An 11377-nucleotide genomic window follows, 5' to 3' on the forward strand; every position below is an offset into this window, starting at 1 on the left:
CATGCTCCTCGGATCAAGCGAAGCTGATCTCCTGCCAGCGTAGCGCGCCCGCTACTCCCATTCAATTTCCGAAAATGCTGCAGTTGCGTTGCGGGCGTTGTAGTCCTCGAACAGCTGCCAGTGCGGCCGCTCCTCCGCGGCAGCCTTGTCCGCAGCGGCGCGGATCGGCACGCCTTTCTTGTTGAGTGTGCGGACGTCGGACAGCAGCGTTGACAGGTAACGCCGTTGATCGCTCAGCGCCGCAGGCCAGTCGCTCACAGGGCCGTGACCGGGAACAATGCGCAGCGCCGGGATCGTCTCCAACTCCTTCAGCGTGGCGAGCCAGCCGCGAATGCTGCCGTCCATCACCGGAATGTGGCGAAGAAAGACGAGATCGCCGGCAAGCAGGGTTTTGGTGGTCTCGTCGAACACGGTCAGATCGTTGTCGCTGTGCCCGGCCGGCCATGCCCGCAGGGTCAAGCGGCGCGATCCGAGATCGAGCGTGAGCGTGTCCGTCACGAGCAGGGTCGGCGGCACGATCTTCACGGGATCGATCAACTCGGCGCCCATGATGCGTCTGAAATTGTCGAGATAGAACGGCCCGCGGGTCGCTAGCGCCTGCGGCAGCTTGCTGTGGCCGACGAAGCTGGTTCCCTCCGCCGCGAAGGCAGCATTGCCGAAGACATGGTCGGGATGGCCATGGGTGTTGATGACATAGCGGATCGGCTTTTGCGTGCGCGCGCGCACCGCCGCCAGCAGCGCCTCGCCTTCGCGCAGGCTGCCGCCGGTGTCGATCACGGCCACCGCGTCATCTCCCACGATGAAGCCGACATTGGCGATGTCGCCCTCATTCTCGCGGCTCATCAGCGCGATGGTCCCGGAGTGTAGGAAGATTCCCGGCGCGACTTCGCTCACAGGCAATTCGGCCGTCCCGGCGCGTGCTAGCGTCGCTGCTACCAGGGACAAGGCTGCGATCACGAGAGCGATGCGAGACACTTTTCCGCCTCAGTTCAAAGTATCGGCCTCATTGCACTGCAACAAAGCAAAGCCGGCAAAAGTTGGCACACGTGGCGCGTCATGCGTTGCATGGATAACATCCAAACAAAACGAGGAGGAAGCGCGATGACGCAGGCCGGACGACATCGTCGCTGGTGGTTTTCACTCTGGATCGTGATCGCATCCTGTGCGTTCGGCGATGTCGCCTTCGCGCAGACCAACGAGACCGGCGATCTCTCGTTCGAGCTGGTCGACCCGAAGGTACTGCGCGTCTGCGCCGACCCGCGCAACCTGCCTTTCTCCAACGAGAAGGGCGAAGGCTTCGAGAATAAGCTCGCCGAGTTCCTGGCGGACAAGCTGCAGAAGAAGCTCGACTACGTCTTCTTTCCGCAAGCCACCGGTTTCGTGCGGATGACGCTGGGCGCACATCGCTGCGACGTCATCATGGGCTTCCCGCAGGGCGACGACCTGGTGCAGGGCACCAATCCCTATTATCGCACGACCTATGCACTGGTCGCGAAGACCGGCAGCGGGCTCGAGGACGTCGACACGCTGGAGGACGCGCGCCTGAAGGGCAAGCATATCGGCATCGTCGCCGGTACGCCGCCGGCGACGAATATGGCGTTGGCGGGCCTGATGGGCGACGCCAAACCGTATCCGCTGATGATCGACACGCGCTTCGACAATTCGGCGCAGGCGATGATCGAGGACCTCACTGCCGGCAAGATCGACGCCGGCGTGCTCTGGGGACCGATGGCCGGCTATTATGCGAAGAAGGCCGGCTCCTCGCTGCACGTCACGCCGCTGGTGAAGGAGACCACCGGGCCGAAGCTGGTCTATCGCATCGGCATGGGCGTGCGTCCCGCCGACCAGAACTGGAAGCGGCAGCTCAACCGCGTCATCCAGGAGAACCAGGGCGAGATCAACAAGATCCTGCTCGATTTCGGCGTGCCGCTGCTGGACGAGAGCAATCGGCCGCTCGGCGCGGAGACGGCCAAGAAGGCGCCGTGAGCCGGCCGCTAGCCGCGGCGTTCGTCGTTGCCCTGCTCGTGGCCCCGGCGTTGGCGCAGCAGCAGGAGCCGTTCGAGCCCGAGGGCTATCGCACCGACAATTATCGCGCGCCGGTGCCGGCGACGCTCGCTGGCGCGCGGGTGCTCACGACCGCGGAGGCGGAGGCGATCTGGCGCGCGAGCAGCGGCACTTTCGTCGATGTGATGCCGCGCCCGCCGAAGCCGAAGAACCTGCCTGCGGGCACGGTGTGGCGCGATGCGCCGCGCAGGAACATTCCGGGCAGCCTCTGGCTGCCGGACACCGGCTACGGCAACCTGCCGCCCGCCATGGACGATTATCTCCAGCGTGGCCTTGCGCGCGCCTCGCGCGGCGACAAGGCCGCGCTGCTGGTGATCTATTGCCTCGCCGATTGCTGGATGTCCTGGAACGCAGCCAGGCGCGCATTGGCTTACGGCTATTCCAACATCGCCTGGTATCCCGACGGCACCGACGGCTGGGAGGGAGCAAAACTTCCGACCGAGGAAGCGCAACCGGAACCGCGCCCGGACCAGTAACGATTGGGCGAAGTGCTCTGCCTGTCCCTGCGCGGGAGACGAAAGACGGTGTTACGGCTTCTGCTTCTGCAACTTCGTCAACGTGCCCGTACCGTTGGTCTCGGTCGCAGAATAGCTCACCCTGTCGCCGGCATGGACGGCGTCCAGCATCGCGGCATCCTTGGCCTTGTACTCCTGCAGCGCGCCGGCGCTGCCGGTGCTGGCGCCGACCGTTCCCTTCTGCGTCTGCTGGATCGAGATCGTGCCATTGAGCCGATCGATCCGCGTGATCATCCCGGTCATGTCGTCAGCGAAGGCGCTGGTTGCGAGCATGCCAAGGACCGCGGCGCCCGCGAACATGAATCTTGTGGTTCCCATCGAGGCCTCCCGACGTCTGGAGTTCACTTCGACAAGCCATCATAAATCGATTTGGTTCCGGCAGATAGCGCGGCGAAAGGTTAACGTTGCTGAGGCGATTGTGGGAACTTTCCGCGAGCCGTCAGCCCAACTGACGCTATTCCATTTCCTGCTGGATCACGCGTCCGAGCGCGAACAGGCGCTGGTCGATCGAGGTTGGAACCTCGCAGACGAAGCGCACCACCTTGTGGCGGTCCTCGAAGATCCGGGTCTTCCAGATCAGCTCGTTGCTGAGCGCCTCGACCTTCGCCTCGTCACGCGGTGTGGCCCCTTGCAGGGCCTGGAGCTGAATCGTCTCTTCGCGGATCTTGTCGGCGGCATCGCGCTGCTTGCGGCTGACGCGTTCGAGCCCGTTCATGACCTGGGAGCGCTGGGCGTTGAGCGTGTCGAACAGGCCGGCGAACAGCAGCCTGGCGTTCGCACTCTTGTCGGCGGCGGAACCTGCGAGAAACTCCTTCACCAGCTTTTCCGCCTCATCCAGCGGCGTCTTGCGCGCCGCCAGCTTTGCGACCAGCGCGCTGATCCTGGCGTCGTCCTTCCATCTGTTCTGGACGTCGTCGAGCGGCGGACCGGCCCACACGGCGGCCAGCGAAATCTCCGGCACCTTGGCCTGGGTGCACGGCCAGTCGGGATAGCGGGGATCGGCGGCGTGCGCCGCCGTGCTCGCAACAGCGAGCACCAGGACAGCACTGGCCAGAACTCGAACAATCATCCTTCGCCTCCCGCAGGCCCGCGTCGCGCCAGCCCGCGCGAGGGATCATAGGCCAGGATCGCGCCGATCATGAAGACGATTGTGCAAGTCGCGACCCCCGCCAGCGAGATCCAGTTGACCTGGCCATACAGCGCGAAGCGGATCAGCTCGACCGCATGGGTGAACGGATTGGCCTCGCACAGATAGTAGAGATAGGGGCTGCCCTCCTGCACCCGCCAGAGCGGGTAGAGCGCGGAGGAGGCGAAGAACATCGGGAAGATCACGAAGTTCATGACACCGGCGAAGTTCTCCAGCTGCTTGATGCCCGACGAGATCAGCATGCCGAGCGAGCCCAGCATCAGCCCCGACAGGATCAGCGCCGGCAGCACGGTGAGATAGCCCTGGGGCGGCGGGGTGATGTCCCAGAGCCAGGCGATCAGCAGGAACGCATAGACCTGGAGCAGCGATACCGCGGTGCCCGCAAGCAGCTTGCAGAACAACAGGAATCCACGCGGCAGCGGGCTGACCAGGAGCGTTCGCATGTTGCCCATCTCGCGGTCATAGACCATCGACAGCGAGGACTGCATGCCGTTGAAGAGCTGGATCATCGCCATCAGCCCGGGCGCGATATAGACCTCGTAGAGGATGTAGGTCTCGTAGGGCGGGATGATGGAGATGCCGAGCACCTGGCGGAAGCCGGCGGCAAAGATGAACAGCCACACCAAGGGCCGCACCAGCGCCGAGACGAAGCGCTCACGCTGATGCAGGAAGCGCAGGCCCTCGCGCCAGACGATGCCGCTGAGGCAGGTCATGTACTCGGCGAGCGAAAATCCCCGCGGCGCCTCGCGCGTTGTGATGCTGCTCATGCGCCGCCTCCCGGCATTACTTGCGCGCCGGTCAGGCGCATGAAGGCGGTGTTGACGTCCTGCGCACCGGCCTCGGCGACGACGCGGCTCATCGGCCCCTGCGCCAGCACCTTGCCTTGGTGCAGCACCACGAGATCGTCGCGGGGCATGATCTCGTCGAACAGGTGCGTGGCCCAGAGCACGCCGATGCCTTGCTCGGTCACGAGCTGGCGGACATGGCTGATGATGTCGGCGCGTGCCTTGACGTCGAGGCCGACGGTCGGCTCGTCGAGCAGCAAGAGGCGCGGCCGATGCAGCAGCGCCCGCGCGATCTCCAGCCGCCGCATCTGTCCGCCCGAGAGGTCGCGCACCTTGCTCGCAGCGCGATCGGCAAGGCCGATGCGGCCGAGCAGCTCGGCGCTGCGCGCCGAAGCGTCGCGGCGGCCGATGCCGTGCAGCGCGGCGTGATAGAGCAGGTTCTGCGTCAGCGACAGGTCGAGATCGAGCGTGCGCGGCTGGAACACCACCCCGAGCAGCCGCAGCGCCTCGCCGGGGCTCTTGCTGATGTCATGACCGAAAATGCCGACGCGGCCGGATTGAATGCCGAACAGGCGCGTGATCAGCGAGAACAGCGTGCTCTTGCCGGCACCGTTGAGCCCAAGCAGCGCAGTGAAGCTCGCGGGCTGTACGTTGAAGGACACGTCCGTCAATGCGCGCCGCGGACCATAGGCATGGCTGACGCCCTCGATCGACAACGCCGGGACCGTGGCCGCTCCCGGTCTCGGCGTCTGCTGCGGTTCGGCGATCGGGGCAGGGCTGGTCATGGCGCGATCGCAATGCCCCAGGGCAGTTCGCCCACCTGAATGGTCTTGATCACCTTCTGCGCGGCGATGTCGATGACGGAGACGTCGTTCGACACGCCGTTGGTGGTGAGCAAATATTTCTCGTCCGGCGTGAACGCCATGTGCCAGACCCGCTGCCCGACCAGGAGATATTTCGTCACCTTGCGCGAGGCGACATCGACTACGGCGATGCGGTTGGCGGGGCCGAGCGCGACGAAGGCGGTCTTGTCGTCCTTGGTCATGCCGATCCCGACCGGCTGGATCGCCTCCTTCCGCAGGCCCGGGATCTCGAACGTGACCTTGCCGATCACCTCGTGCTTCCCGGGGTCGATGATCGAGACGGTGCCGCCGATCTCCGAGGACACCCAGACTTCCGAAGAATCGTGCTTGTACTCGGCAAAGCGCGGCCGCGCGTCGACCAGCACGTTGGCCACGATCTGGCGCGACGACGTGTCGATGAAATGCGCCATGTTGGTCGTCTCGGACGTGTTGATCAGCGTCTTGCCGTCCGGGCTGATGGTCATGCCCTCGGGCTCGACGCCGACCTGGATATCGCCGAGCCGGGTGCGCTTCTCGAGGTCGATCACCGTCACCGTGTTGTCGTTCTCGTTCGCGACATAGAGGATCTTTCCGGCGGCATCCTGCGCGAACAGCTCGGGGTCGGGTCCGGAGGGCAGGCTGTCCACCACGCTTTGCGTCTTGGTGTCGATCACCTGGATGGTGTCGTCGTCACCGACCGCGACCATCACGAACTTGCCGTCGCGGGTGAAATCGATGCCGCGCGGACGCTGGCCGACCTTGATGGTCTTGGTCACGGTCCAGCTGTCGGTATCGATCACCGAGACCGTGTTGCTCTTCTCGTTCGAGACATAGGCGATGAAAGCATGCGCGGGCGCCGCCGCAAGCGCCAGTCCAGAGAGAAGCCCAACACGCCACATGCGCGACATCCGCGTCCTCACTTCAACTTGCATTTGCTCTCCGGGCGATCGTAGCCGAGCGTGTCGAGCTCGGAGACCTGGTGCAGGAAGCCTTCCTGCGGCGACACCGATACCACCATGCGGCCGTCGACCAGGAGGATCGGCTGGCGCAGCTGCCAATTCCAGTCGCGCAAGGTCAGCCGCGTGCCCTTGAAGGCGGCGACGGAGAAATCCGGGCCCTTGATGAAATCGGTGACCTTCTTGACCTCGCCGGAATTGGTGCGCGAGGTGGCTTCGCCGATCATGCGCACCGCCGTCCAGGCCTGCATGTCGAGCGCGGTCATCCGCCGCGCATTCAGCTTGATGAAGCGGTTCTGCATCTGGATCGCGCCCCATTGGTCCTGCGATGCGTCCCAGCTGCGCGGCACGAGGCCGGCCGAGCCGGCGACCGGACGCGGATCCCAGGTGCGATAGGGCAGATAGGCGCCGAACACCTCACTCTCGTCGGCGGCAACCAGCACGTCATAGGCCGGCGCCTGTTGCGTGAAGACAGGAATCTGGCGCTGGATCTGCGTCACGCCGCTATCGGTGCGCCGCGCGCCGCCCTTGTCCTCGAAGGTCCGCTCCTGCACGATCTTGGCGCCGAACCGCGCAGCGGTTCGCCGGAGCGCATCGGCGAACAGCCTGTCCTCGTCGTGCGAGCCGACCACCAGCAGCCAGCGCGACCACTTCTTCCACACCAGATATTGGCCGAGTGCGTCCGCCAGCATCGCGCGCGTCGGCGCGGTGTGGATGACGTTGGCACGGCAATCGGCCTCGCGCAGCCGCTCGTCGATCGCGCCGGCGTTGAACAGCAGCGTGCCGCGATCGCGCAGGGCGTCCGCGGCCTTCAGAAGCGCATCGGCGGGGAGGTCGGCGATGATGAAGCCGTTCTTCTCGGCGAGCGCGGTCGCAGCCTGCGCCACGTCCTCGCCTTCCCTGATGCGGCGCTCCTCCAGCGTGAAGCGCTGGCCGGTGAATTTCCCGGTGGTGTTGTTGTCCTCGATGGCAAGGCGCGCGCCGGCGACGCCGTCATTCTCGGCGGGCTGCTCGACCAGCGACAGCGTCGATCGGGTGCCGGCGATTCCGAGATAGCCGACGCCGACCGTGATGGGATCGGCCGCAAGCGCGCTCGTCGCCGCAAGACCAAAGCCGATCAGGCCGGCCAACCATCGGATCATGTTTCCTCCAGACGATCTCCCCGGCTTGACCGCCGGTGAAGAATTGTCTCTGCTTCAAGCATGACCAAATTGTCAGGCCATGCAACCCCGCATTTCGTCCCCGCGCGCGCACGGCCGGGAATCACGATCATGCGAGCATTGTTGGCGATCGCAGCTTTGCTGTTGACGGGCGCGGCCGCGCTCGCCGACCCGCCGAAACTCGCGGTGTTCGATTTCGAGCTGATCGACACCAGCCTGCCGGGCGAGTTCTACGGCTCCAAGCCGGAAGAGGCGCGGCTCGTACGCATCAGCGAGCAGCTGCGCAAGGAATTGGCAGAGTCGGGCAAGTTCCAGGTGCTCGACATCGGGCCGGTACGGGAGGCCGCTCGTCATGCGAACCTGCAGGCCTGCGGCGGTTGCGACCTCAAGCTCGCCGGGCAGCTCGGCGCCGATTTGGAGATCACCGGGCTCGTGCAAAAGGTCTCGAACCTGATCATCAACCTCAACATCTATCTGCGCGATGTGAAGACCGGCAACATGATCACCGCCGCCAGCGCCGACATGCGCGGCAACACGGATGAATCCTGGTCGCGCACCATGAGCTATCTCATCCGCAACCGCCTGCTGGCGCCGAATTACGGTAAGCCATGAGGTCTGCGCCTCTTCCCGCGTGCGGGGAGAGGCCGGAATTTGCGGAGCAAATTCCGGGTGAGGGGGAGTCTCCGCGAGTCCAACTCTCAGCGTCTTTGCGGAAGCAGCCCCTCACCCCAACCCTCTCCCCGTAAGAACGGGGAGAGGGGGAGGAGAGAGCAAGATCACGCCGTCAATCTTGCCGCATGCCAGTGCAGGTGATCGCTCATGAACGTCGAGATGAAATAATAGCTGTGGTCGTAGCCCGCCTGGCGCCGCAGCGTCAGCGGGATGCTGGCCTTGGCGCAGGCGGCCTCGAGCAGCTCCGGCTTGAGCTGCTCCTTCAGGAAATTGTCGGCCTCGCCGACATCGACCAGGAAGCCGGAGAACTTGGCGCCGTCCTCGATCAGCGCCACCGTGTCGTGGTTGCGCCAGGAATCCTTGTTCGGCCCGAGATAGCCGGTCAGCGCCTTGATGCCCCAGGGCACGAGCGAGGGCGCCACGATCGGGGCAAACGCGCTGGCTGCGCGAAAGCGGTGCGGGTTGCGCAGCGCCACCGTCAGCGCGCCATGGCCGCCCATCGAATGTCCCATCACCGATTGCCGCCTGGCATCGACCGGGAAGTTCTCCGCCACGAGCTTCGGCAGCTCGTCCGTGACATAGCTCCACATGCGATAGTTGCGGGCGAACGGCTCTTGCGTGGCGTCCACATAGAAGCCGGCCCCGAGGCCGAAATCATAGGCGTTGTTGGCATCGCCTGGCACGTCGGGCCCGCGGGGTGAGGTGTCGGGCGCGACGAAGATCAGGCCGAGCTCGGCGCAAGCCTTGCGGAATTCGCCCTTCTCGGTGACGTTGGCATGCGTGCAGGTGAGCCCGGAGAGGTACCAGACCACGGGCAGCTTGGCGCCGTCCGCATGCGGCGGGATATAGACCGAGAACACCATGTCGGTTCCGGTCGCCTGGCTGGCATGGCGATAGACGCCCTGCACGCCGCCATGGGATTTGTTGGTCGAGACAGTCTGAATCGTCATGCCGAAAGACTCCGTGGCATCTCACCACATCAAGATTGCAACGCTTGTATGAGCGAATTTGTGGCGTCGTCAGGCGACGCCGCTGTCGATCGCCAGCCGCACCAACTCGACCGAGGTCTTCACCCCGAGCTTCTGGCGCATGATGGACGAGGTATTGGCGACCGTCTTGTAGGACGATTGCACCAGCCAGGCGATCTCGGACAGGCTCTTGCCGGCGCTGAGCAGCCGCAGGATCTCCATCTCGCGCGCGTTCAGCTTCGACAGCGGGTTTTGCGCCAGCGTCGGCCCCGCAAAGGCGATGCTGCGCGCAATCGCGGTCGGAAGGTAGGTGCCGCCGCTCCCGACGGCGCGGATCGCCTCGACGAGGTCGTCGGGGTCGCCGGTCTTGGAGACGTAGCCCTTGGCGCCGCACTCGATCGCGCGCGCGGCGAAGGCGGGGTCGTCATTCATGCTGAACATGATGATGCGGGCCTCGGGAGCACGCTCGAGGATGCGGCGCGCGAGCTCGAATCCGGAGACGGTCGGCAGATTGATGTCGATGATGCAGAGGTCGGGACGTTCGACGATGAAGACGCACTCGCCGTCCTCGGCGTCGGCGGCCTCCAAAATCTCGATCTCGCCTTCGTCGGCCAGCACGGCGCGGCAGCCGGAGGCGACGATGGGATGATCGTCGACGATCAGAATGCGCATGGGCGTTCCTCGCGACAGCCACGTCCCCTGGAGCTTGCCTGTTCTGCGCCGCACGAGGCTGACCGGACAAGACGCGCGTCTCGTGTCGCCTCATGCAACCCGGCCGGGATTGCTGTACGCTTCCGATTAGATATCGGGCGGTTCGGCTCTGTCAACGTCATCGGACAGGCGCGGCCAACCCTTCGCGAGGCACGAGCGAGACCAATGTGGCAAAATCTTTCCTTGCGCGGGCGCATCAATCTCTTGCTGGCGTTGCTGCTGGCACTGGGGCTCGCGGTCAATATCGGCCGCCAGGTCGCCGAGGCCGGCCCGCGCGTGCAGGCCGAGGACCAGAGCGTAATCCGCCTCGCGCGCGAATTCATCGAGATGATCGTTGCGGATCTCAACGAGGCGCCCGATCCGGATGCCAGGCTGAACCAGATCGCCCGCGATCTCAGCCGCCTGCGCCATGTCAGCATCGCGCTGCACGATTCCGGTGGGAACCCGCTGACGCCGCCCCGGCTTGGCGCCGATGGCGACGCGCGGGGCCCGCCGGCCTGGTTCGTCAGCCTGGTTCATCCCGAGCAGACCGCGGTCAGCGTGCCGGTCTCAATCCGCGGCAAGCCCGGCTCGCTCGTGATCACCTCGCACCCCGACGACGAGATCGCCGAGATCTGGGACGGTATCGTGACCCAGCTCGAGGTCGGCTCGGTGGTCGCGCTCGCGCTGTTTTTCCTGATGATGAAGGTGGTCGGCCGTGCCCTGGCACCGCTGCAGTCGCTGGCGGAGGCCATGGGGAAGCTCGAAAGCGGACATTACGAGGCCCGTGTCGCGCCGGGCGGCGCGCCGGAGTTCGCCGCGATCTGCACCAGGCTCAACCATCTTGCCGCGACACTCGGTGAAGCGGTCGAGGAGAAGCAGCGCCTTGCCGAGCGTGCCGTATCGCTGCAGGACATCGAGCGCAAGGAGATCGCGCGCGAGCTGCACGACGAGTTCGGGCCCTATCTGTTCTCGCTGCGCGCACATGCGAGCGCGCTGGCGAAGCAGGCGGACGGGCGCGAGCCGAGCGCGGATGCCGTGCGAAAGCACGGCAGCGCCATGCTGGAGCAGATCAATGCACTTCAGCAGTTCAACCGCCGCGTGCTGGAGCGGCTTCGGCCCGTGGGTCTTGCCGAGCTCGGCCTGCGCCAGGCGCTGGAATCCCTGTCGCGGCTGTGGCGGGAGTCGCGTCCCGACGTCGCGATCGAGACCTCGATCTCGCCGGCGCTGGGCGCAACCGGCGAGACCGCCGATCTCACCATCTACCGCATCGTGCAGGAGGCGCTCACCAATGTGTTCCGTCACGCCGGCGCGACCTCGGTCAGCGTCGTCATCGAGCCGGTGGAGCAGGCCGGCGGCCGCGGCTGCGCCCGGGTGCGGGTCAGCGACAACGGTCGCGGCATGGAGCCGGGCCAGAAGCTCGGCTTCGGCCTCGTCGGCATGCGCGAGCGGATCCTGGCGCTGGGCGGCACGCTCAATGTGGTCTCCGGTGACGGCGGTGTGACCGTGGAAGCGCTGGTGCCGACGGCGGCAACCTGATCGCACCCGAAGCGATCGGGAAAAATTCCCGATTTGGTC

13 protein-coding genes are annotated in these 11377 nt (G+C 65.5%); 4 read left to right on the forward strand and 9 right to left on the reverse strand.

The window, feature by feature from the left end; genetic code table 11:
• Positions 1 to 51: 51 nt before the first annotated feature.
• Positions 52 to 975: a quinoprotein relay system zinc metallohydrolase 2 gene (locus XI05_RS23700; protein WP_271506228.1), complete on the reverse strand. Its 924-nt coding sequence runs from the start codon at positions 973 to 975 to the stop codon at positions 52 to 54.
• Between the two features lie 126 nt (positions 976 to 1101).
• Between XI05_RS23700 and XI05_RS23705 the strand changes: the two genes are divergently transcribed.
• Positions 1102 to 1986: a substrate-binding domain-containing protein gene (locus XI05_RS23705; protein WP_271506230.1), complete on the forward strand. Its 885-nt coding sequence runs from the start codon at positions 1102 to 1104 to the stop codon at positions 1984 to 1986.
• Positions 1983 to 2540 carry a PQQ-dependent catabolism-associated CXXCW motif protein gene (locus tag XI05_RS23710; RefSeq protein WP_271506235.1) on the forward strand — a complete coding sequence of 186 codons (558 nt, stop codon included), beginning with the start codon at positions 1983 to 1985 and terminating at the stop codon, positions 2538 to 2540. Before XI05_RS23705 ends, XI05_RS23710 begins: the two co-directional genes overlap by 4 nt.
• Positions 2541 to 2591: 51 nt before the next feature.
• On the opposite strand, the gene XI05_RS23715 is transcribed toward XI05_RS23710, so the two are convergent.
• From XI05_RS23715 to XI05_RS23740, 6 genes are all read right to left on the reverse strand, one after another.
• Positions 2592 to 2897, reverse strand: coding sequence for a copper-binding protein (locus tag XI05_RS23715; RefSeq protein ID WP_172785563.1), 306 nt, complete (start codon positions 2895 to 2897; stop codon positions 2592 to 2594).
• 136 nt (positions 2898 to 3033) lie between these two features.
• Positions 3034 to 3648, reverse strand: coding sequence for a hypothetical protein (locus XI05_RS23720; RefSeq protein ID WP_172785562.1), 615 nt, complete (start codon positions 3646 to 3648; stop codon positions 3034 to 3036).
• Positions 3645 to 4493 carry an ABC transporter permease gene (locus XI05_RS23725; protein ID WP_271506238.1) on the reverse strand — a complete coding sequence of 283 codons (849 nt, stop codon included), beginning with the start codon at positions 4491 to 4493 and terminating at the stop codon, positions 3645 to 3647. Before XI05_RS23725 ends, XI05_RS23720 begins: the two co-directional genes overlap by 4 nt.
• Positions 4490 to 5296, reverse strand: a complete 807-nt coding sequence (locus XI05_RS23730) for an ABC transporter ATP-binding protein (protein WP_271506241.1) — start codon at positions 5294 to 5296, stop codon at positions 4490 to 4492. The genes XI05_RS23725 and XI05_RS23730 overlap by 4 nt, the downstream gene beginning before the upstream one ends.
• A complete protein-coding gene (locus tag XI05_RS23735) occupies positions 5293 to 6261 on the reverse strand; it encodes a YVTN family beta-propeller repeat protein (RefSeq protein WP_271506421.1) in 969 nt (322 codons plus the stop codon). Before XI05_RS23735 ends, XI05_RS23730 begins: the two co-directional genes overlap by 4 nt.
• Before the next feature lie 8 nt (positions 6262 to 6269).
• Positions 6270 to 7451 (reverse strand): ABC transporter substrate-binding protein, encoded by a 1182-nt coding sequence (locus XI05_RS23740; RefSeq protein WP_271506246.1) that lies wholly within the window; start codon positions 7449 to 7451, stop codon positions 6270 to 6272.
• Between the two features lie 60 nt (positions 7452 to 7511).
• Here XI05_RS23740 and XI05_RS23745 point away from each other — a divergent pair, with 60 nt between their 5' ends.
• Complete coding sequence (locus XI05_RS23745; protein ID WP_271506249.1) at positions 7512 to 8081, forward strand: DUF3280 domain-containing protein; 570 nt, start codon at positions 7512 to 7514, stop codon at positions 8079 to 8081.
• A 164-nt stretch (positions 8082 to 8245) separates the two neighbouring features.
• Here XI05_RS23745 and fghA read toward each other — a convergent pair whose 3' ends face one another.
• Together fghA and XI05_RS23755 are read right to left on the reverse strand one after the other, a co-directional pair.
• Entirely contained in the window at positions 8246 to 9091 is an 846-nt protein-coding gene (gene fghA, locus XI05_RS23750) for an S-formylglutathione hydrolase (RefSeq protein WP_271506253.1), read from the reverse strand.
• 69 nt (positions 9092 to 9160) lie between these two features.
• Positions 9161 to 9781, reverse strand: a complete 621-nt coding sequence (locus XI05_RS23755; RefSeq protein WP_036007891.1) for a response regulator — start codon at positions 9779 to 9781, stop codon at positions 9161 to 9163.
• Positions 9782 to 9985: 204 nt separating this feature from the next.
• On the opposite strand from XI05_RS23755, the gene XI05_RS23760 reads away from it, so the two are divergent.
• Entirely contained in the window at positions 9986 to 11338 is a 1353-nt protein-coding gene (locus XI05_RS23760) for a histidine kinase (RefSeq protein WP_271506256.1), read from the forward strand.
• The last annotated feature ends 39 nt before the right edge of the window (positions 11339 to 11377 follow it).

This window comes from Bradyrhizobium sp. CCBAU 11357 (assembly GCF_028128865.1).
In the GTDB taxonomy this organism is placed as follows: Bacteria; Pseudomonadota; Alphaproteobacteria; order Rhizobiales; family Xanthobacteraceae; genus Bradyrhizobium.